Annotated in this window: 16 protein-coding genes; 10 read left to right on the forward strand and 6 right to left on the reverse strand. The window is 61.1% G+C overall.

Annotated features, from left to right (window positions below):
• Nucleotides 1-151 precede the first annotated feature (151 nt).
• The 4 genes from SOP85_RS16385 to SOP85_RS16400 all read left to right on the forward strand — a co-directional run bounded on the left by SOP85_RS16385 (nt 152) and on the right by SOP85_RS16400 (nt 8104).
• Entirely contained in the window at nt 152-1519 is a 1368-nt protein-coding gene (locus SOP85_RS16385) for a carbohydrate porin (protein ID WP_323627507.1), read from the forward strand.
• A 225-nt stretch (nt 1520-1744) separates the two neighbouring features.
• Complete coding sequence (locus SOP85_RS16390) at nt 1745-4153, forward strand: glucose/quinate/shikimate family membrane-bound PQQ-dependent dehydrogenase (protein WP_323627508.1); 2409 nt, start codon at nt 1745-1747, stop codon at nt 4151-4153.
• A 316-nt stretch (nt 4154-4469) separates the two neighbouring features.
• Entirely contained in the window at nt 4470-6521 is a 2052-nt protein-coding gene (locus SOP85_RS16395) for a putative bifunctional diguanylate cyclase/phosphodiesterase (RefSeq protein ID WP_274074247.1), read from the forward strand.
• A 227-nt stretch (nt 6522-6748) separates the two neighbouring features.
• Nucleotides 6749-8104: an imelysin family protein gene (locus SOP85_RS16400; protein ID WP_274074246.1), complete on the forward strand. Its 1356-nt coding sequence runs from the start codon at nt 6749-6751 to the stop codon at nt 8102-8104.
• A 71-nt stretch (nt 8105-8175) separates the two neighbouring features.
• Here SOP85_RS16400 and SOP85_RS16405 read toward each other — a convergent pair whose 3' ends face one another.
• Nucleotides 8176-12426 (reverse strand): dermonecrotic toxin domain-containing protein, encoded by a 4251-nt coding sequence (locus SOP85_RS16405; RefSeq protein ID WP_323627509.1) that lies wholly within the window; start codon nt 12424-12426, stop codon nt 8176-8178.
• Between the two features lie 191 nt (nt 12427-12617).
• On the opposite strand from SOP85_RS16405, the gene SOP85_RS16410 reads away from it, so the two are divergent.
• The 5 genes from SOP85_RS16410 to SOP85_RS16430 all read left to right on the forward strand — a co-directional run bounded on the left by SOP85_RS16410 (nt 12618) and on the right by SOP85_RS16430 (nt 20632).
• Nucleotides 12618-14045: a di-heme oxidoreductase family protein gene (locus SOP85_RS16410; protein WP_323627510.1), complete on the forward strand. Its 1428-nt coding sequence runs from the start codon at nt 12618-12620 to the stop codon at nt 14043-14045.
• 26 nt (nt 14046-14071) lie between these two features.
• Nucleotides 14072-15136: an imelysin family protein gene (locus SOP85_RS16415; protein ID WP_323627511.1), complete on the forward strand. Its 1065-nt coding sequence runs from the start codon at nt 14072-14074 to the stop codon at nt 15134-15136.
• 14 nt (nt 15137-15150) lie between these two features.
• Entirely contained in the window at nt 15151-16251 is a 1101-nt protein-coding gene (locus SOP85_RS16420) for a DUF1513 domain-containing protein (protein WP_323627512.1), read from the forward strand.
• Nucleotides 16252-16442: 191 nt separating this feature from the next.
• Nucleotides 16443-17591: an efflux RND transporter periplasmic adaptor subunit gene (locus SOP85_RS16425; RefSeq protein ID WP_323627513.1), complete on the forward strand. Its 1149-nt coding sequence runs from the start codon at nt 16443-16445 to the stop codon at nt 17589-17591.
• 14 nt (nt 17592-17605) lie between these two features.
• Nucleotides 17606-20632: a multidrug efflux RND transporter permease subunit gene (locus tag SOP85_RS16430; RefSeq protein ID WP_323627514.1), complete on the forward strand. Its 3027-nt coding sequence runs from the start codon at nt 17606-17608 to the stop codon at nt 20630-20632.
• Between the two features lie 138 nt (nt 20633-20770).
• Here the strand turns inward: SOP85_RS16430 and SOP85_RS16435 are convergent, their stop codons facing one another.
• From SOP85_RS16435 to colR, 5 genes are all read right to left on the reverse strand, one after another.
• Nucleotides 20771-20998, reverse strand: a complete 228-nt coding sequence (locus tag SOP85_RS16435; protein ID WP_081504798.1) for a hypothetical protein — start codon at nt 20996-20998, stop codon at nt 20771-20773.
• Between the two features lie 2 nt (nt 20999-21000).
• Nucleotides 21001-21714 (reverse strand): lipopolysaccharide kinase InaA family protein, encoded by a 714-nt coding sequence (locus SOP85_RS16440; RefSeq protein ID WP_274074239.1) that lies wholly within the window; start codon nt 21712-21714, stop codon nt 21001-21003.
• Nucleotides 21715-21717: 3 nt separating this feature from the next.
• Nucleotides 21718-22386 (reverse strand): class I SAM-dependent methyltransferase, encoded by a 669-nt coding sequence (locus SOP85_RS16445; protein ID WP_274074379.1) that lies wholly within the window; start codon nt 22384-22386, stop codon nt 21718-21720.
• 136 nt (nt 22387-22522) lie between these two features.
• Nucleotides 22523-23806: a sensor histidine kinase gene (locus SOP85_RS16450; RefSeq protein WP_274074238.1), complete on the reverse strand. Its 1284-nt coding sequence runs from the start codon at nt 23804-23806 to the stop codon at nt 22523-22525.
• Complete coding sequence (gene colR / locus SOP85_RS16455) at nt 23796-24479, reverse strand: two-component system response regulator ColR (RefSeq protein WP_053155177.1); 684 nt, start codon at nt 24477-24479, stop codon at nt 23796-23798. Before colR ends, SOP85_RS16450 begins: the two co-directional genes overlap by 11 nt.
• 219 nt (nt 24480-24698) lie before the next feature.
• On the opposite strand from colR, the gene SOP85_RS16460 reads away from it, so the two are divergent.
• Complete coding sequence (locus tag SOP85_RS16460; RefSeq protein WP_323606932.1) at nt 24699-25436, forward strand: phosphatase PAP2 family protein; 738 nt, start codon at nt 24699-24701, stop codon at nt 25434-25436.
• The last annotated feature ends 75 nt before the right edge of the window (nt 25437-25511 follow it).

Here is a 25511-nt window from a genome sequence, read left to right on the forward strand (position 1 = left end):
AATCTGAAAGGATGCATGTCGGTAAAAGCGCTTTCTCTATTTGTAACAGAACATTATCCTTACGCCCGCCCAAGCTGAAACGCTTCTGCCGTCAGCTTTGCTTCTGTCGTTTACGTTCATCCCCCAGAAAAAGATCAAGAATTCCTTCTCTATGCCTGAATTACGATTCTCGAAAGACAGCGCTGTCTTTACGCCTGTCGCTTGCCTGCTCACAGGCCTCGGCGCTTTCAGCCTCGCCACTTGCGCCCAGGCGGCGCCCGCCTTCGACAGCGACTCCCCGTGGATGCTCGGCGACTGGAACGGCACCCGCAGTGAACTCTCGGCAAAGGGCTACGATTTCAAGATCGACTACACCGGCGAAATGGGCAGCAACCTGCATGGCGGCTACGATCACGATCGTACCGCTCGCTACAGCGATCAGTTCGCCCTGGGCACTCACCTGGACCTGCAGAAAATCCTCGGCTGGGACGACGCCGAGTTCCAGCTGACCATCACCAAGCGCAGCGGCAACAACATCAGCAACGACCGGATCAACGACCCTCGGGTCGGCGGCTTCACCTCGGCCCAGGAAGTCTGGGGTCGTGGCCAGACCACGCGTCTCACCCAGATGTGGTACCAGCAGAAATTCCTCGACCAGAAACTCGACATCAAGGTCGGCCGTTTCGGCGAAGGCGAAGACTTCAACAGCTTTCCCTGCGACTTCCAGAACCTGGCGTTCTGCGGTTCCCAGGTCGGCAACTGGGTGGGCGACATCTGGTACAACTGGCCGGTCAGCCAGTGGGCGATGCGGGTCAAGTTTCACCTGACACCCGAGTTGTACGCGCAGGTCGGCGCCTATGAGCAAAACCCGTCGAACCTCGATCGCGACAACGGCTTCAAGCTCAGCGGCAGCGGTACCCAAGGGGCCATCCTGCCGGTGGAGCTGGTGTGGACGCCGAAGCTCAATGGCCTGCCAGGTGAATACCGTGCCGGCTATTACTACAGCAACGCCAACGCCACCGATGTCTACAAGGACAGCCACGGCCAGCCTGCCGCCCTGAGTGGCGAGGCTTACCGCAGCGCATCGAGCAAGCACGGCGTGTGGCTGGGCATCCAGCAGCAAGTCACCAGCATCGCCAGCGACCATTCCCGCGGCCTGAGCCTGTTCGCCAACGGCACGATGCACGACAAGAAAACCAACGCCATCGACAACTATGTCCAGGCCGGCCTCGTCTACAAAGGCCTGTTCGATGCCCGCGCCAGGGATGACATCGGCTTTGCCATGGCCCGCGTGCACGTCAACCCGGCGTATCGCAAGAATGCCGAGGCGAGCAACCAGGCCAAGGCGGTCTTCGACTACGACGACCCGACCTTCCTGCCGCCCCAGGACACCGAATACAGCGCCGAGCTCTATTACGGCGTGCACGTCACGAACTGGCTGACCGTGCGCCCGAACCTGCAATACATCCGCCACCCCGGTGGCGTGAACGAGGTCGATGACGCGCTGATTGGCGGGATCAAGATCCAGTCGTCCTTCTAACCAACACCACAACCCCCTGTAGGAGCGAGCTCGCTCGCGATGGTCGTGAACGATAACGCAGCGAAAACCTGACACCCCGCATCGTTCTCAGGTTTTTCGCGAGCAAGCTCGCTCCTATAGGGGATTGCGTGAACCCGATAGATATATCTGAACCATGCCCACGCGGGATCGTCATCTACAGTGAACCTGCGCGGGACCACTTGAAACGTCACGGAGAACCACACTATGAGCACTGAAGGTGCTTTGAGTCGAAGCCGTCTATTGCCGACCTTGCTCGGCATACTGCTTCTGGTAATGGGCCTGGCCATGCTGGCCGGCGGGATCAAGCTGAGCATGCTCGGCGGTTCGCTGTACTACCTGCTGGCCGGTATCGGCCTGGCGCTGACCGGCATCCTGCTGATCGCCGCGCGCCGCGCTGCGCTTGGCCTGTACGCACTGGTGCTGTTCGCCAGCACCGTCTGGGCACTGTGGGAAGTCGGTCTCGACTGGTGGCAACTGGTGCCGCGCCTGGCGATGCTGTTCGCCCTGGGCCTGGTCATGTTGCTGCCGTGGTTCCGCCGTCCACTGCTGCGTAATGGCGCCGCCCCCATGGGCACCGGCGCCCTGAGCGTGGCCGTGGTGATCGCGGGCGCAACCGCCCTGGCCAGCCAGTTCACCAACCCGGGTGAAATCAAGGGTCAGCTGGACCGCGACAGCGTGCCGGGCATGACCAACACCGCCCCGGCCATGCCTGACGGTGACTGGAACTCCTATGGCCGCAGCGCCCATGGCGACCGTTACTCGCCGCTGGCGCAGATCACCCCGCAGAACGTCAACAAGCTGGTACCGGCCTGGACCTACCGCACCGGCGACCTGCCAGGGCCGAACGACCCGGGTGAAACCACCGCCGAAAACACCCCGCTGAAAGTCAACGGCATGCTCTACGTGTGCACGCCGCACAGCCAGGTGATCGCGCTGGACCCGGACACCGGCAAGGAAATCTGGCGTTTCGATCCGAAGCTGTCGACGCAGAACGCGGCGAACTTCAAGGGTTGGGCGCACATGACCTGCCGTGGCGTGACCTATCACGATGACGCGGTGTATGCCTCCGAGCAGAGCCCGACCGGTTCGGCCAGCCCGGCCCCGGCCAGCGCTTGCCCGCGCAAGATCTTCCTGCCGACCGCCGACACCCGCCTGATCGCCCTGAACGCCGACACCGGCAAGATGTGCGAAGACTTTGGCGACAAGGGCCAGGTCGACCTGCGCGCCAACATCGGCGGCTTCACCGCCGGCGGTTACTACTCCACCTCGCCTCCCGCGGTCACCAAGGACCTGGTGGTGATTGGCGGCCACGTCACCGACAACGTCTCCACCGACGAGCCGAGCGGCGTGATCCGCGCGTTCGACGTGCACACCGGCAAACTGGTGTGGAACTGGGACAGCGGCAACCCCGACGACACCACACCGATTGCCGAGGGCAAGACCTACACCCGCAACTCGCCAAACATGTGGTCGATGTTCGCGGTCGATGAAAAACTCGGCATGCTCTACCTGCCGATGGGCAACCAGACCCCGGACCAGTTCGGCGGCGCGCGTACCCCCGAATCGGAATTGCACGCGGCCGGCCTGACCGCCCTGGACATCGCCACCGGTAAAGTGCGCTGGCACTTCCAGTTCACCCACCATGACCTGTGGGACATGGACGTCGGCGGCCAGCCAACCCTGATGGACCTGAAAACCGCTGACGGCGTGAAGCAGGCCGTTTTGACGTCGACCAAGCAAGGCAGCATCTACGTGCTGGACCGCAGCACCGGCCAGGCCATCGTGCCGATCAACGAAGTGCCGGTGCCGCAAGGCGCGGTGGAAGGCGACCACACCTCGCCGACCCAACCGAAATCCGACCTCAACCTGATGCCACCGCCGCTGCAGGAGCGCGACATGTGGGGCGTCACGCCGTTCGACCAACTGATCTGCCGGATCGACTTCAAATCCATGCGCTACGACGGCCCGTTCACACCGCCATCGCTGCAGGGTTCGATCGTCTATCCCGGTAACTTCGGCGTGTTCGACTGGGGCGGAATCTCGGTTGACCCGGTGCGTCAGATCGCATTCGTGAACCCGAGCTACATGGCGTTCAAATCGAAGATGATCCCGGCCGCCGAAATCGCCGCCCAAGGCCCGCGCAAAAGCGAAACCGAAGGCGTGCAACCCAACAAGGGCGCGCCGTACGGTGTGGTGCTCGAAGCCTTGCTGTCGCCAATGGGCCTGCCGTGCCAGGCGCCGGCGTGGGGCTACGTGGCCGCGATCGACCTGACCACCCATGAAAAGATCTGGATGCACAAGAACGGTACCGTGCGCGACAGCTCGCCGGTGCCGATTCCGCTGAGCATGGGCGTACCGAGCCTGGGCGGCACCTTCACCACCGCCGGTGGCGTCGGTTTCCTCAGCGGTACCCTCGACCAGTACCTGCGAGCCTATGACGTGAAAAACGGCAAGCAACTGTGGGAAGGTCGCCTGCCGGCAGGCGCGCAAACCACGCCGATGACCTACACCGGCAAGGACGGCAAGCAATACGTGCTGGTCGTGGCTGGCGGTCACGGTTCACTGGGCACGAAACAGGGTGACTATGTGATTGCGTACAAACTGTCGGAATAAGCGACAACCGTAGTTAAAACCAGGGCGACTCTCGCAAGAGGGTCGCCTTTTTTGTGCCCTGAAACCGGCACTCGGCCCCTTGCCTCAGCGCCACAGCCGTCTAACATCAAACAAAAGGAAATTTTGTCCCAATCCCCTCAAGTTGAAGGACTCGACTACCGACACAGTACTCATTGGGCAATCGCCCCAGACCACAGCAAATCGGCCAAGCAACAGGCAAATTCCCCCAGGGTGGATTGTCCCTTTGACTGCCATCACGGGATTGCCAATACTCATGGCAACTTGACGCTACCCGCACGGAACAAGGAATAACCCTTTGAAGCTGGAACTCAAGAACAGCTTGTCGGTGAAGTTGCTCCGGGTCGTGCTCCTGTCGGCATTGATCGTCGGCGTGGTCTTGAGCTGCGCGCAGATCGTCTTCGATGCCTATAAAACACGCCAGGCCGTCGCCGGCGATGCCGAACGCATCCTCGACATGTTCCGCGACCCCTCGACCCAGGCCGTCTACAGCCTGGACCGGGAAATGGGCATGCAGGTGATCGAAGGCCTGTTCCAGGACGATGCCGTGCGTCAGGCGTCCATCGGCCATCCCAACGAAGCCATGCTGGCGCAGAAATCCCGTGAGTTGCAGCACTCCAGCAGTCGCTGGCTGACCGACCTGATCCTCGGCAAGGAACGCACCTTCACCACCCAGTTGGTGGGACGCGGCCCTTACAGCGAGTACTACGGCGACCTGAGCATCACCCTCGACACAGCCACCTACGGCAAGGGTTTTATCGTCAGTTCGGTGATCATCTTCATTTCCGGGGTATTGCGTGCCCTGGCGATGGGACTGGTGCTGTACCTGGTCTATCACTGGCTGTTGACCAAACCTTTGTCGCGCATCATCGAGCACCTGACCGAAATCAATCCCGACCGCCCCAGCGAGCACAAGATTCCTTTGCTCAAGGGCCACGAGAAAAACGAACTGGGGGTGTGGATCAACACCGCCAACCAGTTGCTCGAATCCATCGAGCGCAACACCCACCTGCGCCACGAAGCGGAAAACAGCCTGTTGCGCATGGCCCAGTACGATTTCCTCACCGGCCTGCCGAACCGCCAGCAATTGCAGACGCAGCTGGACAAGATCCTGGTCGATGCCGGCAAGCTGCAACGCCGGGTCGCGGTGCTGTGTGTCGGGCTCGACGACTTCAAGGGCATCAACGAACAGTTCAGCTACCAGACCGGCGACCAGTTGCTGCTGGCCCTGGCCGATCGCCTGCGCGCCCACAGCGGACGCCTGGGCGCCCTCGCCCGCCTGGGTGGCGACCAGTTCGCCCTGGTCCAGGCCGATATCGAGCAACCCTACGAAGCCGCCGAACTGGCGCAAAGCATTCTCGATGACCTGGAAGCGGCGTTTGACCTGGATCACCAGCAGATCCGCCTGCGCGCGACCATTGGCATCACCCTGTTCCCCGAGGATGGCGACAGCACCGAGAAGCTGCTGCAAAAAGCCGAGCAGACCATGACCCTGGCCAAGACGCGCTCGCGCAACCGCTATCAGTTCTATATCGCCAGCGTCGACACCGAAATGCGTCGGCGTCGCGAACTGGAAAAAGACCTGCGCGATGCACTGACCCGCGACCAGTTCTACCTGGTCTACCAACCGCAGATCAGTTATCGCGATCACCGGGTGGTCGGCGTCGAAGCGTTGATCCGCTGGCAGCATCCGGAGCACGGGATGGTACCTCCGGACCTGTTCATCCCGCTGGCCGAGCAGAACGGCACCATCATCGCCATCGGCGAGTGGGTGCTGGACCAGGCCTGTAAACAGTTGCGCGAGTGGCACGACCAGGGCTTCAGCGACCTGCGCATGGCGGTCAACCTGTCCACCGTGCAGTTGCACCACGCCGAGTTGCCACGGGTGGTCAACAACCTGCTGCAAATGTATCGCCTGCCACCGCGAAGCCTGGAGCTGGAAGTCACCGAGACCGGCCTGATGGAAGACATCAGCACCGCCGCCCAGCATTTGCTCAGCCTGCGCCGCTCCGGCGCGCTGATCGCGATCGACGACTTCGGTACCGGTTATTCGTCACTGAGTTACCTGAAAAGCCTGCCGCTGGACAAGATCAAGATCGACAAGAGCTTCGTCCAGGACCTGCTCGATGACGACGACGACGCGACCATCGTTCGCGCCATCATTCAACTGGGCAAGAGCCTGGGCATGCAGGTGATTGCCGAAGGCGTAGAGACCCTGGAGCAGGAGGCCTACATCATCTCCGAGGGCTGCCACGAGGGGCAGGGCTACTTCTACAGCAAACCCCTGCCGGCGCGGGAGTTGAGCGCTTACCTGAGGCAGGCCCAGCGTAGTAACGCCGCCATCTTGTAATCCCTATGTGGGAGCGAGCTTGCTCGCGATGGACGTTAACGATAACGCGTGCGGTCTGAATAAACGCGGCGCCCTGACGTTCATCGCGAGCAAGCTCGCTCCCACAAGGTGAATAAGAAATATTTCCAACCACAACCCTTTACACATAATGCGAAAGATTTGCATTATGTCGCAGTTTTGCGCGCTGGACGCGTTATACCACCCCCTCTCGAAGCAGGATGTTCGCCATGATTCGTATGCCTCTGGCTACCGCCAGTCTGTTGGCCATCGCAATTTCCCTCGCCGGTTGCGGTGAAGGTAAAGACAAAGAAAAAGCGGCCGCTCCTGCGCCAGCGGCCAGCACCGCTGCTGCCCCGGCCGCTCCAGCCGCTGCACCTGCCGCTGCCAGCAAGGTCGACGAAGCCGCTGCCAAGGCCGTTGTCGCACATTACGCCGACATCGTGTTCGCCGTTTACAGCGATGCCGAATCCACTGCGAAAACCCTGCAAACCGCCGTTGACGCTTTCCTGGCCAAGCCGAACGCCGACACCCTGAAAGCCGCCAAGGCTGCCTGGATCGCCGCCCGCGTTCCTTACCTGCAGAGCGAAGTGTTCCGCTTCGGCAACACCATCATCGACGACTGGGAAGGTCAGGTGAACGCCTGGCCACTGGACGAAGGCCTGATCGACTACGTCGACAAATCCTACGAGCACGCACTGGGTAACCCTGGTGCCACGGCCAACATCATCGCCAATACTGAAATCCAGGTCGGCGAAGACAAGGTCGACGTGAAAGACATCACCCCGGAAAAACTCGCCAGCCTGAACGAGCTGGGCGGTTCCGAGGCCAACGTCGCCACTGGCTACCACGCCATCGAATTCCTGCTCTGGGGCCAGGACCTGAACGGCACCGGCCCTGGCGCCGGCAACCGTCCAGCTTCGGACTACCTGGAAGGCAAAGGCGCCACCGGCGGTCACAACGATCGTCGCCGCGCTTACCTGAAGTCCGTGACGCAATTGCTGGTCAGCGACCTGGAAGAAATGGTCGGTAACTGGAAGCCGAACGTGGCCGACAACTACCGTGCCACCCTGGAAGCGGAACCGGCTGAAAGCGGCCTGCGCAAAATGCTGTTCGGCATGGGTAGCCTGTCCTTGGGCGAACTGGCGGGCGAGCGCATGAAGGTTTCCCTGGAAGCCAATTCCCCGGAAGACGAACACGACTGCTTCAGCGACAACACCCACAACTCGCAGTTCTACGATGCCAAAGGCATCCGTAACGTGTACCTGGGCGAATACACCCGCGTCGATGGCACCAAAATGACCGGCGCCAGCCTGTCGTCCCTGGTGGCCAAGGCCGACCCGGCTGCCGACACCGCGCTCAAGGCCGACCTGGCCGCCACCGAAGCCAAGATGCAGGTCATCGTCGATCACGCCAACAAGGGTGAGCACTACGACCAGCTGATCGCTGCCGGTAACACCGCCGGCAACCAGATCGTCCGTGACGCCATCGCCTCCCTGGTCAAGCAGACCGGTTCGATCGAAGCCGCCGCCGGCAAACTGGGGATCAGCGACCTGAACCCGGACAACGCTGATCACGAGTTCTGATCAACGCAGGCCAGCCTGTGCATAAAAATGCCCCGACACGTTCGGGGCATTTTTTTGTCGCTTCGTTTGCCTCAGATGCGGAAAACGAAAATATTCACCGCCCCACCCTCCACCGGCCGCTGGATACCGCCGATCAATGTCACCAGGTTGTTGTCAGCTTGAGCTTGAACGAACAACGCACGGGTTGCAGGGTCCAGCAGGTCAGTCCTTGGACCGACATAGTTGCCGCCCTCGACCACGTCCCCCACAACGCTTCGTAACGTCAACCAATACAGCGTCTGACGCCCCGGACGTTGGAAAATCAGCTCGGACCCGGTACCGCCTGGGACCATCTGGTAGCGACTGCCGGTCAATCGCTCGGTCATCAATGCCCGTAGCGTACTTCCAGATCCGCTACTGAGCGCGTCATGCAACAGCACATCAACCCCGTCAGTGCTGAAATGCAGCCGACTGTAATAACCTGGAGGGCTGTTCAGCGTCCAGGACCCATCCAGTGCCCTCGGCGTTCTCGGTAGCATTGACAACGGATCACCCAGTGAAGCTCGGTTTGGCGAGGGCCCGAAACGCCAGTTCTGCAGGGTGCGCCGCAGGGAAGTGATGCCCCAGCCGGTCAGCCCCATTGGATTGGCCTGATTGAACACTCTGTTGGCCACCTGCAACCGCGAATCCACGGTCAACGTCGCAAACCCATCCTCCACGTACGCAGCGATACTTTTCTCGAAAGGCAACTCAATCAGATGCATCCACCGGGACAGTGTCGTATTGAACGTGGCCACCCTTGGCTGGCTGAACGGATCAGTTCGAAGCATCTGCTCGAATTGCACAAAGGTATTGATCTCAATGGCCGGGTCGTACATGAGAACGAGCCCCCCCCTCACGGTTGTCCCGGCAGGCAGGATCGGATAATAGCGCTCGTCGATCTTGACGTAGTCGCGCCCCACCAACGCCAGGTCGCCCGCCGTTCGTCGATAGATCCCCATTTGCGCGTTTTGCAACTGAAGCTGGGTCGCATCAATGACTTGCCCCCAGTCGGCAAATTTTTCATTGGCTGGACGGGCCGGGCGCGACGGGGCGGGAGCCGGTCGACTCGGCCCCGGCGTCGGCTCGACGGGTGCCGGTCGAGTGGTGTCGGTAACCTCGCCGCCGCTCCATGAGCGCGAGAAATCCAGGCCTCTGAGGCGTAATTGCAAACGATGGGGAGAGATCGTCAGGTACGGGTCGAAAACACTCAGGTCCATCCCTCTGCGCAGGTGATCAACCAGACTCAATTCGAACTCGCTTTGACGTCCTCGCGGAAAAAGGAACGAGTCGAACACGCGCCTGGCCTGTGTTTCGTCAAGAAACGGTCGAACATCCCTGAGTGCTCTCTCGGTGACTCCGCCGCCCAACCCGGGCGCATCGTGATGAGTGCCGATTTCCCAGTGCCCCGCCGAATCCTGGCGAATGGGTGAGTAATGCCCCTGGATCGGCTTGCGAGCGTCCCTGACTCGCCAGGCGTCCTCGAAACCTTCATCGATGATCGAGTACCAGTGGTTTCGGTCATTGAGGAAATACTGCTTTGAACCATCGACTTTCGATGTTCTGTAGTGGATGCCCTTGCCCTCCCACCCCGGCAAGGGCAACAGCCCCTCGGGCTTTTTCCCCAGAGCCATTTCCGGGCTCAACCATCGCGCGCCTGGAGCGACCTTCAGTCCACCACTGACATGCCGCGAGCCGACAAACCCATCGGCCAACGCACCGACAAACTCGCCCAATGCCCGGACGACGTGATGGGCCGCGGCGGTTCGGTCTCCCAGGCTCGCCGCTTCAACCACGTTGAAGACGGAATACAGGCTCCTGGCCAGGCCGATCGGCAAGGTCACCCGCACCGGCAATACCATCATCAGGACATCAAGCGCCGTGGTGGCAACGCTGATTCCAGTCTCGACGTTGGTTTGCTCGGTGGTGGTCACTTGAGCCGCTGCATCGTTGATCGCAAAATTGGCCTCGGTTTCGTAGGCGTCCTCAAAGACGTTGTTGGCAATCCTGGACATGTGAACCATTGAAAGGTCGCCCCGGCCTCTCAACGTGGACCGGACATGGGGTTGGAACGCCCGCTCTACCCGCCCAACCAGATACTCGCGCCATTGACTGTCATGGGTGAAATCAAGCGTGAAGCGCTCAGCGACAAACTCATGGAACACCCGTCCGCCAGGCGCCTGGGGCGTATACGCCACAATCGAGCCGCCGGCCGCGGACGTACGGAACAACAACACCCCGCGTACCCGCTGACCGCGCAGCTTCAAATGTTCTACCACCACCCGATGCCCCTCGACCTCGCGACGCTTATCGTCGTCGACCGGCGCATCCAGCACCGCCTGTACCCAGTTGAAACCACGTGCCAGCCGGTCCGGGTAAAAATCGCCATTGATCTTGGCTTCAATGGCGTCCAGGCGCAGCTGCCGTTCCATGACCCGGGCATAAGCTTGCTTGCGAACCGCCGCCTGCGGGGAAGTGATCAATGCGTCCTTCAAAAAAGCGTCGTAATTTTTACCGACGTTGAGCCTGCGGACCAGGTCCTTGACCTGCTCAAGGCTCAAGTCGTCAAACGTCTCGGCCGATTTCGCTGCCTGCATATCCTCGGGCTGCAAGGCTTCATCGGGCTTGTCGCTGCCCTCGACCTTCAAGGTCATCCTGGAGAAATGGGTGAAGTTGAAATCCAGTCCACCGACATTTTCCAGGGCCAGCTCGGTCAACGTCCGCTTGCGGTGCTTGTACAGCGGCTCGCCGGGGTCGCGGATGGTGGAGCCGGGCGCGCCGGGGGGAACGACAATCGGAGGGACTGATGGCTCCTTGCTGTGGACGATGATGTCGTCCGGATTGACCGTCAGGCCATACTCGCCCTCGAGGGCCGCGCGAAGTCGGCGATTGCTGTAGGCCAACAGGTCACGGCGGTTGCTGAACTGGGTTAATGACGGAAACCCTTCGGGCTCGGACAGGTTGGCCAGTTCCTCGCCATAACTGGCCGTTGCTGTGGCCCAGGCATTTTTGTCGGTTTCGTCGGCATCCTGCAGAAAGGCCGCCAACCGGGCCCTGCAGCGCTTTTTGATCCGCGCCCACAAGACCTGCTCGACATCAAAGGCCCCGCGCAAATCGGTCACCCGGTCAAATCCGCAGGGCAGGTCCGCCTTATCGATGTGCGCCCCCGCATCCTGGTACCTGTCAACGGTCGAGGCGAGGTTTTCGCGAATCAGCAGGCACTGCGATTCAATGCCATGGCTGAAGGGAGAGTCCAGACGCTCAAGATAGTGCACCCGATCGCGTTCAGGGGCAGCACGATGCAAGGCCAGGCCGCGGGCCTGGTCCTTGTCGGCCACCAAGGCCAGCAACGTCGTGAACTCGGCGCCATGACTCAATCTTCGATGCAGTTCGCGGTCAAGGCTGGCCAACGAGTCGAACGCCTCAAGCCCCATGGCCGGGACAAACAACAACACCTGGCCCACATTGGCTGTCGGCGCAACGGGACGAATCGTCGGGGCAGCGTCCTTGGTATCCCACTTCACCTCCGAGTCTTGCGGGTCCCGTGCGGTCAGGATGAACGCACCATGCAGCGGGATATGGGCGGCCTCATCGTCCTTGAGGCCCAGCCCATACACACAAGGACGATAACTTTTTAAAATCTGCCGAGCCTGGGCGGTCGGGTAGCGCAACACTTTGCCGAACAGCGCCTCATCGGTGGCGTCGAGCAGGCCATCACCCTTGAGCAAGGCGACTTCGGCTTTCAGCGCCTCGGTTCGAGTCTCGATCAACCATTGCTTGCGGGTTCGCGAATCGGTCGGGCCCACGGCGCCAGCCCAGTATTCATCCAGGTACTGTCCATAGTTCGCCAGCAACCCGCCGGCCAGGTCATCGAGAAATGTATCGAACGCCCCGGGCGTGAGCGCGGTCAGGAGCGTCGCTTCCCCGCCCGCTTCGGGTACTCGATAGAAGCGGGCCTTGCGACTGGTAAAGTCCGCCGCTTGCCCGGTGACGATACGTTGCACCACCGCGTCCATCAGGCTGGACGACATCGACTGGATATCGAACGTGTCGTCCGCCTCCCCGGTGGACGCGTCGTCGGTTTCGAGACACTCGATAAAGCTGCGCAGCAGATCCAGCGGCGGCGTCAGATCAGGGAACGCCTTGTCGAAGTGCTGTTGCACGAAAGCATGGAAGACAGGTTGGCCCTGGAACAGCTCTGCGGTCTGGATACTCAGTGCCGACAACTTCCTGCTCTGGGTGATTTGCAAGGAATTGTCCCGGACGGCAGGTAACGCTGCCAGGGATGAAGGTTCATGCAGCATGGCGAATCTCTTCTGTGGGTAAACAGCCCCCATCGTGCCCCTGGGAGAACCCCCTGGTGCGTTACATATGTATTGGGTGCGTCAGGCCTGGGTCTATGTCCCAAATCAGGCAAACGATAATTCCTCTTATTCAAAACCCCCTGCCCTGTTAGACTTTGCGCCCTTGTTTTGCTCGTCTTGCAGGATGTCTGATGCCCTCGCTGCCTCTTCGCTTGTCCGCACTGTTGCTGGCCCTGTGCCTGAGTGCCTGCGATGACGCCCCGAAGTTCACCCAGGCCGAACCCGGTGAAGCCCGCTCCGGCGGCAGAACGACCGTGCGCAAGACCGACCAGAACGCCTTTTCGTTGCCCTCCGCCAACCTGCCGCCGTCACGGCGCGTGGACTTCAGCGTCGGCAACAGTTTCTTTCGCAGCCCCTGGGTGATCGCGCCATCGACCACCACCGCCCGCGACGGCCTCGGCCCGCTGTTCAATACCAATGCCTGCCAGGGCTGCCATATCAAGGACGGCCGCGGTCACCCGCCGCCCGCCGATGCGTCGAATGCCGTGTCTATGCTGGTACGCCTGTCGATTCCCGACGCCCCGGCCTACGCCAAGGTCATCGAGCAGCAGGGCGTCGTACCGGAGCCGGTCTATGGCTGGCAGTTCCAGGACATGGCCGTGCCTGGCGTCACCCCGGAAGGCAAGGTGCGGGTCGAGTACACGCCGGTGCCGATTCGCTTCAAGGACGGCACCGAAGTCCAATTGCGCAAACCGAGCCTGAACATTACCCAACTGAACTACGGCCCGATGCACCCCGACACGCGATTCTCGGCCCGGGTGGCGCCGCCGATGATTGGCCTGGGCTTGCTGGAGGCCATCCCGGAAGAGGCGATCCTGGCCAATGCCCAAGCGCAGGCAAAGGCCAGTAACGGCATTGCCGGGCGTCCGAACCGGGTCTGGGATGACGTGCAGCAAAAAACCGTGATTGGGCGATTTGGCTGGAAAGCCGGGCAACCGAACCTCAATCAACAAAATGTCCACGCGTTCTCCGGTGACATGGGCCTCACGACCAGCCTGCGCCCCTTTGACGACTGCACCGACGCGCAAACCGCCTGCAAACAGGCACCAAGCGGCAACGGCCCCGATGGCGAGCCTGAAGTCAGCGACAACATCCTGCGCCTGGTGCTGTTCTATACCCGCAACCTCGCCGTGCCGGCGCGTCGCGATGTCGGCACGCCCCAGGTGCTGGCCGGCAAGAGCCTGTTCTACCAGGCCGGCTGCCAGTCCTGTCACACCCCGAAGTACACCACCGCCGCCAACGCCGCCGAACCTGAACTGGCCAATCAAGTGATTCGCCCCTACAGCGATCTGCTGCTGCACGACATGGGCGACGGCCTTGCCGACAACCGCACCGAGTTCCAGGCCAGTGGCCGCGATTGGCGCACCCCGCCGTTGTGGGGCATTGGCCTGACGCAGGCGGTCAGTGGCCATACCCAGTTCCTGCATGACGGCCGCGCCCGCAACCTGCTTGAAGCCGTGCTCTGGCATGGCGGCGAGGCAACAGCGGCGCAGCAACAGGTTTTGACTTTCAATGCCGAGCAGCGCGCTGCGTTGCTGGCGTTCCTGAATTCCCTTTAATACGCATCTTCCAGCGGGAGCCCGACATGTTCCGTCCCAAATTGTTGTTCACCAGCCTTGCCGCACTCGCCCTGGGCGCCTGCTCGCCGCAGGACCCGCAGGCCGTTACTTCGGCAGCGATCGCCAAGTCGGTGATCCTGCCGACCTACACCCGCTGGGTTGAAGCCGACCGCCAGTTGGCCGTCAGCGCCCTCGCCTACTGCGAAGGCAAGGAAAACCTCGAAACCGCCCGCGCCGACTTCCTGCACGCGCAAAAAGCCTGGGCCGAGCTGCAACCGCTGCTGATTGGTCCACTGGCCGAAGGCAACCGTGCCTGGCAAGTGCAGTTCTGGCCGGACAAGAAAAACCTGGTCGGCCGCCAGGTCGAACAACTGGTCAGCGCGCAACCACAGATCGATGCCGCGGCGCTGGCCAAGTCCAGCGTCGTAGTGCAAGGCCTGTCGGCCTATGAATACATCCTGTTCGACAGCAAGCCTGATGTGGCCAACGCCGAGCAGAAGGCCAAGTACTGTCCGCTGCTGATCGCCATTGGCGAGCGCCAGAAACAGCTGGCCGAAGAGATCCTCAAGAGCTGGAACAACACCGACGGCATGCTCGCGCAGATGAGCAAGTTCCCGAACCAGCGTTATGCCGACTCCCACGAAGCGATCGCCGATCTGCTGCGTGTGCAGGTGACCGCCCTCGATACCTTGAAGAAAAAGCTCGGCACGCCGATGGGCCGCCAGAGCAAAGGCGTGCCGCAGCCGTTCCAGGCCGATGCGTGGCGTAGCCAGTCGTCCCTGAGCGCCCTGGAGGCCAGCCTCGCCGCCGCCAAAACGGTGTGGGAAGGTGTCGACAACAAAGGCCTGCGCGGCCTGTTGCCGAGCGATCAAAAGCCATTGGCCGACAAGATCGACGCGGCCTACGCCGCCTCGTTGAAACTGTTCGCCAGCAGCCAGCGCTCGCTGACCGAAATGCTCGACGACGACGCCGGTCGCCAGCAACTCAATGATCTCTACGACAGCCTGAACGTCGTCCACCGCCTGCACGAAGGCGAGCTGGCCAAGGCGCTGGGCATCCAACTGGGCTTCAACGCCAACGACGGTGACTGATGAGGGCAAGTTCCATGCTGCGACGCCAGGCTCTGAAGTTAGGGAGTTTGCTGCTGGGTGCGGTGACACTGGGCGGCTGGACGCTGTCCAGGCACAAGGATGAAAGCCCGCTGTTGCTCTCGGCGCGGGACGATACCGACGGCAAGCACTACGCCGTCGGTTACCGCCTGGACGGCACCCGGGTGTTTGCCACCCAGGTCGGCCAGCGCTGCCACGACATCATCAACCACCCGGCGCTGCCGATCGCGCTGTTCGTTGCCCGGCGTCCGGGCACCGAGAGCTACCTGATCGACCTGCGAGACGGCACGCTGCTGCAAACCGTGACGTCGCAGCCGAACCGGCACTTCTACGGACATGCGGTGATTCACCACAGTGGTGACTGGCTGTACGCCACAGAAAACGACACCACTGATCCGGGTCGCGGCCTGCTTGGTGTCTACAAGTTCGAAGGCGAACGCCTGGTCCACAGCGGCGAGATCCCCACCCACGGCATCGGCCCGCATCAAGTGTCGTGGATGCCCGATGGCGAGACCCTGGTGGTGGCCAACGGCGGCATCCGCACCGAAGCCGAAAGCCGGGTCGAGATGAACCTCAATGCCATGGAGCCCAGCCTGGTGCTGATGCAGCGCGACGGCACCCTGCTGAGCAAGGAAACCCTCGGCCAGCAGATGAACAGCGTGCGTCACCTGGGCATCGCCAGCGACGGCACCATCGTTGCCGGCCAGCAATTCATGGGAGCGGCTCACGAGCACTCGGAGCTGCTGGCGATCAAGCGTCCCGGCCAGCCGTTCTTGGCGTTCCCGGTGCCCGAGCATCAATTGCAGGCCATGGGGCACTACACCGCCAGCGTCGCGGTGCACAGCGACTTGCGCCTGGTCGCCTTGACCGCGCCCCGGGGCAATCGCTTTTTCATATGGGACCTGGACAGCGGCGAAGTGCGCCTGGACGCGCCACTGCCTGATTGCGCCGGGGTGGGTGCGGTGGCCGACGGGTTTGTCGTGACCTCGGGCCAGGGCCGTTGCCGTTACTACGATTGCCGCCAGGAAAACCTGCTGGCAAAACCGCTGGAGCTACCTGCGGGGCTCTGGGACAACCATCTTCACTTGATGGCTTAATGGAGATCTTGTAGGAGCCGGCTTGCCGGCGAAGGCGCCCCAAAGATCGCTGCAAATCCAACGGCCCCTTCGCCGGCAAGCCGGCTCCTACAGATGGGGGGAAGCCCCAAAAAACATCCATTGGAATCACCCGCGGAGTCGGGGTAAGGTTCCCCACTGTCTCACCTGATTTTCTCCAAGGAACTGGAAATATGCTGCGTCGCCGCATGCTGATCATGTTGGGTGTTGTTCTGTTGGTCGTGCTGGTCCTGGCCGGTTACAAAGCCTTCTCCATCTACACGATGATCCAAGGCTTCTCCGCGCCCAAACCGCCGATCAGCGTCGCCGTGGCCACGGCAACCGAACGGCCATGGCAGGCCCGCCTGCCCACGGTCGGCACGCTCAAGGCGCTGCAAGGCGTGGACCTGAGCCTGGAGACCGACGGCACGGTCGTCGATCTGCAGTTCGAGTCCGGGCAGAAGGTCAAGGCCGGTCAACCGCTGCTGCGCCTGGACAGCGCCGTGGAAAGCGCCTTGCTCGAAACCGCCCAGGCTGACCTCGGGTTGGCCCAACTCGATTACGGTCGCGGCAGCCAGCTGGTGGGCAGCCAGGCCATTTCCAAAGGCGAGTTCGATCGCCTGTCGGCGGTACAGAAAAAGAGCAAGGCCACGGTCAATCAACTCAAGGCGGCGCTCGGCAAAAAAAGCATCGTCGCCCCCTTCAGCGGGACCATCGGCATTCGCCAGGTGGACGTTGGCGACTATCTGGCCAGTGGCACCATGATTGCCACCCTGCAAGACCTCAGCAGTCTCTACGTCGACTTTTTCGTGCCCGAGCAGTCGGTGCCGAAGGTCGCCATCGGCCAGCCGGTGGAAATCATCGTCGCGGCCTACCCTTCCCTGACCTTCCCCGGCACCATCAGTGCGATCAACCCGAAACTGGAAAACAGCACGCGCAACATGCAGGTCCGCGCGACCCTGGCCAACCCCGATGGCAAGCTGCTGCCCGGCATGTTCGCCAGCCTGCAGGTGATGTTGCCCGACCCGCAACCGAGCATCGTCGTGCCGGAAAGCGCGATCACCTACACGCTCTATGGCAACTCCCTTTATGTGGTCGCAGAGAAAAAGGCCGAAGACGGCAGCCTCGAAAAGGACGACAAGGGCCAGCCGGTCCTGATCGCTGAACGGCGCTTCATCGAAACCGGTGAACGCCGCGACGGCCAGGTGGTGATCACCAAAGGTGTGAAGAACGGCGAAAAAGTGGTCACGGCCGGCCAGATCAAACTGGACAACGGTGCGCACATCGCCATCAGCGACGACAAGACCCTGGCCGAGAAGAACAGTCAGCCTCGCGCGGACTGATCAAGGAACCCCCAATGGCTTTTACCGACCCGTTCATCCGTCGCCCGGTGCTCGCCACCGTGGTCAGCCTGCTGATTGTGCTGCTGGGCTTCCAGGCCTGGAGCAAGTTGCCGCTGCGCCAATACCCGCAAATGGAAAATGCCCTGATCACGGTCACCACCGCGTACCCCGGGGCCAACGCCGAAACCATCCAGGGCTATATCACCCAACCGCTGCAACAGAGCCTGGCCAGCGCCGAGGGTATCGACTACATGACCTCGGTCAGTCGCCAGAACTTCTCGGTGATCTCGATTTATGCGCGCATCGGCGCCAACAGCGACCGCTTGTTCACCGAACTGCTGGCCAAGGCCAACGAGGTCAAGAACCAGCTGCCCCAGGATGCCGAAGACCCGGTGCTGAGCAAGGAAGCCGCCGATGCCTCGGCACTGATGTACATCAGTTTCTTCAGCAAGGAACTGAGCAACCCGCAGATTACTGACTACCTGTCGCGAGTCATCCAGCCGAAACTGGCGACCCTGCCGGGCATGGCCGAAGCCGAGATCCTCGGCAACCAGGTATTCGCCATGCGCCTGTGGCTGGACCCGGTGAAGCTGGCCGGTTTTGGCCTGAGCGCCAGCGACGTGACCAACGCGGTACGCCAGTACAACTTCCTTTCCGCCGCCGGCGAAGTGAAAGGCGAGTACGTGGTCACCAGCATCAACGCCAACACCGAACTCAAATCCGCCGAAGCCTTCGCCGCGATCCCGCTCAAGGTCGACGGTGACAGTCGTGTGCTGCTAAGCGATGTCGCGCGGGTCGAGATGGGCGCGGAGAACTACGACACCATCAGCTCCTTCGGCGGTACGCCCTCGGTGTACATCGGCATCAAGGCCACGCCCGCGGCCAACCCGCTGGACGTGATCAAGGAAGTGCGCAAGCTGATGCCGGAACTGGAGGCCCAGCTGCCACCCAACCTCAAGGGGGAAATTGCCTACGACGCCACGCTGTTCATCCAGGCGTCGATCGACGAGGTGGTGAAGACCCTGTTCGAAGCAGTGCTGATCGTGATCGTGGTGGTGTTCCTGTTCCTCGGTGCGTTGCGCTCGGTGGTGATCCCGGTGGTCACCATTCCGCTGTCGATGATCGGCGTGATGTTCTTCATGCAGATGATGGGTTACTCCCTGAACCTGCTGACCCTGCTGGCGATGGTGCTGGCCATCGGCCTGGTGGTGGACGACGCCATCGTGGTAGTGGAAAACATCCACCGTCACATCGAGGAAGGCAAGACACCGCTGGACGCCGCCATCGCGGGCGCCCGGGAGATCGCCATGCCGGTAGTCTCGATGACCATCACCCTGGCGGCGGTGTATGCGCCGATCGGCTTCCTCACGGGCCTGACGGGGGCCTTGTTCAAGGAGTTCGCCCTGACCCTGGCCGGTGCGGTGGTGATCTCCGGCATCGTCGCCCTGACCCTGTCACCGATGATGTGCGCCCTGCTGCTGCGCCACGATGAAAACCCCACGGGCCTGGCCCACCGCCTGGACATGATTTTCGAACGCCTCAAGCGCCGTTACCAGAAAATGCTCCACGGCACCCTCAACACCCGGCCAGTGGTGCTGGTGTTCGCGGTGATCGTGCTGTGCCTGATTCCGGTGCTGCTCAAGTTCACCAAGTCGGAACTGGCACCGGATGAGGACCAGGGCATCATTTTCATGCTGGCCAACGCTCCCCAACCGACCAACCTCGACTACCTGAACACCTACACCGACGAGTTCATCGAGATCTTCAAGGCGTTTCCCGAGTATTACTCATCGTTCCAGATCAACGGCTTCAACGGTGTGCAATCGGGCATCGGCGGTTTCCTGCTCAAGCCCTGGAACGACCGCAGCCGCACGCAGATGGAGATCCTGCCCGAGGTCCAGGCCAAGCTGGAAAGCATTTCCGGGTTGCAGGTTTTCGGCTTCAACCTGCCCTCCCTGCCGGGCACCGGCGAGGGTCTGCCGTTCCAGTTCGTCATCAACACCGCCAACGATTACGAGTTGCTGCTGCAAGTGGTCGACCGAGTGAAAAAACGCGCGATGGAGTCCGGCAAATTCGCTTTCGTCGACGTCGACCTGGCCTTCGACAAGCCGGAAGTGGTGGTGGACATCGATCGTGCCAAAGCGGCCCAGATGGGTGTGTCGATGCAGGACCTGGGCGGGACACTCGCGACCTTGCTGGGTGAGGCGGAAATCAACCGATTCACCGTTGATGGGCGCAGCTACAAAGTCATTGCCCAGGTCGAACGGCCCTTCCGCGATAACCCTGACTGGCTGAACAATTACTACGTGAAGAACACCCAGGGCGAACTGCTCGCCCTCTCGACCCTGATCAGCGTGACCGACCGGGCGCGGCCGCGGCAACTGAACCAGTTCCAGCAACTCAACTCGGCGATCCTGTCCGGGGTACCGCTGGTGAGCATGGGTGAAGCCATCGACGCCGTGCGCCAGATCGCCCGGGAAGAAGCGCCGGCAGGCTTTGCCTTCGACTATGCCGGCGCATCGCGGCAATACGTCCAGGAAGGCAGTGCGCTATGGGTCACCTTCGCTCTCGCATTGGCGATCATTTTCCTGGTGCTCGCAGCTCAGTTCGAAAGCTTCCGCGACCCGCTGGTGATCCTGGTGACCGTACCGCTGTCGATCTGCGGCGCATTGCTGCCGCTGTTCCTCGGCTGGTCGAGCATGAACATCTATACCCAGGTCGGGTTGGTGACGTTGATCGGCCTGATCAGCAAGCACGGGATCCTGATCGTCGAGTTCGCCAACCAGTTGCGCAAGGACAAGGGCCTGACGCCCCGCGAAGCGGTGGAGGAAGCCGCGTCCATTCGTCTGCGTCCGGTATTGATGACCACGGCGGCGATGGTGTTTGGCATGGTGCCCTTGATCATCGCCACGGGGGCGGGCGCGGTGAGCCGGTTCGACATCGGTACGGTCATCGCCACGGGGATGTCGATCGGTACGTTGTTTACCCTGTTTGTGTTGCCGTGCGTGTATACCCTGCTGGCCAGACCCGAAAAACCTTGAAAGATCGCAGCCTGCGGCAGCTCCTACAAGGGATAGCGTTCACCCTGTAGGAGCTGCCGCAGGCTGCGATCTTTTGATGTTGCCGTTAAACAAAAGGCCTCGCATTTAGCGAGGCCTTTTATTTGGGCTTCAATCTGTTCAACTTTGCGGCCTCAGTCCTTGAGAAAGTCCGAACATGAACAGCAACAGATCATGATCGGGTTGAGTGGCCACGGATGCCTTGGCAACTCGTGGCAACGGACAGTGCGCATCACTGTGTACTGAACTGAGGACTTGCGTGCGGGGCTGCTCCCATGCCGCCACCGCGAGTGAAGCAACTGCCAAGGCTCCTACCAGAAACAAACCTCGCGCAACTTCAAGTTTCATTTCTATAAACCTTTGATAGCGCTGCCAAACGCCGTCTCATAAAAATAGACGAGTTTCTTCCAGTCCGTCGTGCTGAATGACGAGTGGCGGCGCAGCTGCTTCATGTCATGGGCAGCCGCCTGGCGGGCGCTCAAGCGCTGCCGGCACTTCTCCAGATCGATCAAGGCAACCTCGACTTTGGCCGCCTCGCCCTCACCGGTGACGCGAACAAATACGTGCTTGATATAGATGCAGCTGTGTTGCCAACGCCCCTTGTGCATGCGCGCCAGATTATCGGCCAGGTCCTTGAGCACGCGATCGTGCACAGCCTCGCCATGGCGCTCGCGTCCACCACCTTCGTACCACTTCTCGATTTCCTCGAAGCCGTCCAGGGACTTGGTCACCAGCAATGCGCGCCATTTGTGCACGGGATCGCGTTGTGCTTCACAGAAAACGATTTCCGGAACTCGAACATTGAGTAGGCGAAGGCCGGTGAGTGCATCACGCTCACGCAACACCGTCGGCCGTCCGAAAGGGTGCAAGAGCCCCCGATGGATATGGCCGGTCTGGCGTTTTACGTAGAGCAACTGCCCATCACTGCCCATCAGGCGCTGCACGCCACTCTCACCTCCGCGCCGGACGTTGGGCTCTTCCACCCATTCTCCGCGCTGATTCCAGAAGAAATCGAATCGGTCCTGGGAGGCCAGGCCCGATCCTGCTGCACACTGCTCTGCCATCTGTTACCTCTTGCGCAATACGTAAACTCGCCACATGGCATAGAGCGGCAAAAAGTCGATACGTTCCTGAATACGGAAACCTGCCTGCTCAAATTCTTTTTCTACGACAGCTGCCGGTAACACAAATCGATTTTGGTAACCTTCCTGCCCACGGGTTCTCTCCGCACGCTTGCGTTTCCAGGCTTTGAAATTGCCGTCGACCCACAGCGAGAGGATGACGCTGTCACGGCTGACGCGCTCGAACTCGCGCAAGATCGCCAGTCGATGCTCGGCTTCACCGATGTGGTGGAGCAAACGCATGCAGAAAATACTGTCGACGGCGTTATCCGGCAAGGCGATGTCGAATGCAGACGTCTGCAAGGGTTGTACCCGTTTCACCACTTCAGCCGGCTGCGACTGTGTAGCGATCTTGATCATGGAATCGGAGTTGTCGGCACCGATGATCACGCGGTTGGGTTTTTCCGCCAGCATCGGCCAGAAACGCCCGGCACCGCAGGGCAGATCGAGGACCAGGCCCGGCTCGCCAACCAACGCCAGCGCCTTGCGCGCCATTTGCACGTCGCGCCAGTGGGACAAGCGGCGACCCACGCCATCCTTATGCTTTTGCAGGTAACGTTGAGCGTGTTGATCGTCGTACTTGTTGGAAAAATCCAGTTTGATCGGGCCATCCACCATCTTCAATCTCTCCTGAGCTTCTGATACCGACCACCTTAGGTAGCGATGTGTCAGTTTCAGGTCATGCAATTGTGAAAAATTTGTCATGTACAACCCAGAATCATTTCAAGGTTTTACAATTCAGCGATACCGATCAATTCACATTCGATGTATTGAACTGGACCTGAAAACGACAGCCATTGGGTTCCATGGTCGTGAGGCTGACGCTCCAGCCCTGGTTTTCACAGATCCTTTGTACTAACGATAGCCCAAGACCCAAGCCCTCTCCGCGTTTCTCGTTACCCCGCACGAAAGGTTCGAACATCGCTTCGCGTTTTTCCTCGGGAATGCCCACGCCACTGTCCTCGACCATGAACCCCGTGGGCATCAGGCTCAGGCGGATAAACCCACGGTCGGTGTAATGCAGCGCGTTACGCAACAGGTTGCCCATCACCGCCTGCAGGAGCGTCGCGTTGTAACGCGTCGTGTGTGGGCTTCCCCAGTCGACGATCAGCTTGAGACCTTTGGTCTCGATCGGCTCGCGCCACAGGCTGATCAACCCGTCGGCCACTTCGCCCAACGTCTGCTGCGCAGACATGCCGGCATCTTCGCGCTGAGTGCGAGCCAGCATCAGGAAGGTTTGTACCAGCTCGCGCATTTCTTCACTGGCGCGGGCAATTCGCTCGACCTGGGCACGGCCGCGCTGATCGATGCCGGGGTTTTCCAACAGCAACTCGCAGGAACTGGCCAGCACCATCAAGGGTGTGCGCAGTTCATGGCTGACGTCGCTGGTGAACATGCGCTCGCGGGTCAGCGCCTGGCGCAAACGGCCGAGGGTCGCGTCGAAGGCCACGGCCAGTTCACCCACTTCATCGGCCGCATAATCAGGCGCCAGCGGCGGCGCCAGGCCCAGCAACTGATCGCGATGACGTACCTGGCGCGCCAGCCTGACCACCGGCGCCATCACCTTGCGTGCCAGTACCCAGCCGAGGAACACCGCCAGCGCCAGACTCAGCACGAACCCCACCAATACCACGGCAAACAGCACCCGCTCGCGTTCTTCGAAGTCACTCTGGTCTTGCAACAGGACATAGCGCCGGCCATCGACGATCTCGACCATCGCGTGGTACGACAGCTGCTCGCGGAAGACTTCGTGAAAACCCGAGTCCAGGTGGCGCAAATCCTTGGGCAACTCGAAATCGCCCGGCCCGCCGCTGAAATAGAACAGTTGGTCCGGTTCCGGGCGGTGGCTCCAGTCCGAGACGTTGTCCATCAGCAACAGGCGCTGCAAATCGCCGCCCAGGCCCGCCGAGATCAGTTTTTCTTCCACCAGGTGCACGGTGAAGACGATACCCATGGCAAAGGCGCCCGCCACCAGTGCGCTCATGAGCGCAAAGGCAATGATGATCCGTTGCGAAAGGCTCTGTTTAAACTCCATCACGCCCCTCGGCCAGGCGGTAACCCACACCGTGCACGGTTTGCAGCAGCGGTTTGGCGAACGGCTTGTCGATCACCTGGCGCAATTGATGGACGTGGCTGCGCAGGCTGTCGCTGTCCGGGCAGTCATCGCCCCACAGGGCCTCTTCGAGAATTTCCCGGCGCAGTACATGCGGGCTTTTCTGCATCAGTACCGCCAGCAACTTCAGGCCCACCGGATTGAGCTTGAGCAAGCGGCCTTCACGGGTGACCTCCAGGGTGTCGAGGTCATAACTCAGGTCGCCGACCTGCAAGGTCCGGCGACCGCCCCCCTGGGTGCGACGCATGACCGCTTCGACCCGCGCCGCCAGTTCGGACAAGGCGAAAGGTTTGATCAGGTAATCGTCGGCACCGGACTTGAAGCCTTGTAGCCGGTCGTCCAGTTGATCGCGAGCGGTGAGCATGATCACTGGAGTGTCGCGGCGGGCATCTTCGCGCAGGCGTTTGCACAGCGTGTAACCGTCGATGCCGGGCAACATGATGTCGAGCACGATCAAGTCGTAATGCTCGGTGGCTGCCAGATGCAGGCCCGACAAGCCGTCCTGTGCGCAATCCACGGTATAGCCCTTGAGTCCCAGGTAGTCGGCCAGATTAGCCAGGATATCGCGGTTGTCTTCAACCAATAAAATTCGCATGGGCATCTTCTCCATACACAGTGACGGCCGTCTTGGCCCGCGCAGCTTAAGGCCAAGTAAGCCTCAGGGCCAGGGTTGTGTGCAGGCGTTTGCCTGGCGAAATGACCGGCTCGAGCCTCAACGTTTTTTTCACTATCGGTTCACAGGTTGACGACAGGATAGAGCGCAGACTCCGCGCGGCTGCGTACTCAAGAACATTCCACTGACCAAGGATTTGCCATGGTTTCGATCTCTGCACGCCCCGCTTCCCGACCGCTCAACTTCTGGGTGTGCCTGGGTGTTCCCGCCATTGCAGCCATCATTCTGGTATTACTCGAACTGACGACCCTGGACATGGACCTGGCCAGGCTGTTCTACGACCCGGTCGCCGGGGATTTCATCGGGCGGCACAGTTATTTCCTGGAAACCGTCCTGCACGACCGGGCCAAGCAACTGGTCATCGCCTTTTCGGTGCTGGCAATCTTCGGCTTTGCCGGTTCATTCTTCATGACCCGGCTCAAACCGTTCAAGCGGGAATTGGGCTGCCTGGTGCTGTCCCTGGGGCTGGCGACGTCCTTCGTCACCCCGATGAAAGCGGTAACGGCGGTGCAATGCCCGTGGAGCCTCGAGCAATTCGGCGGCCACGAGACCTACAGCGAATTGTTGAGCCCGCGTCCGGCCACGGAGAAACCGGGTCGTTGCTGGCCTGGCGGTCACGCCGCGACCGGTTTCACCCTGTTTGCGCTGTTTTTCGTGTTGCGTGATCGCCGTCCACGCATGGCACGTGCGGCACTGGTTTTCGCCTTTGCCCTGGGTTCGGTGTTTTCCATCGGCCGGATGCTGCAGGGGGCACACTTTTTCTCGCACAACGTGTGGACGGCGGTGTTTTGCTGGCTGATTTGCCTGGGGTCTTATTACTGGATTCTGTATAAGCCTGCTTCGAGGGTTGAGCCCGTGGTCAATGTTCAAACGGCCTGAGCCTGAACGAAGATCAAAAGATCGCAGCCTGCGGCAGCTCCTACAGGGGGAACGCAGTTCCATGTAGGAGCTGCC

The sequence above is a fragment of the Pseudomonas sp. YuFO20 genome (assembly GCF_035064975.1).
GTDB classification, from domain to species: Bacteria; Pseudomonadota; Gammaproteobacteria; order Pseudomonadales; family Pseudomonadaceae; genus Aquipseudomonas; species Aquipseudomonas putida_AE.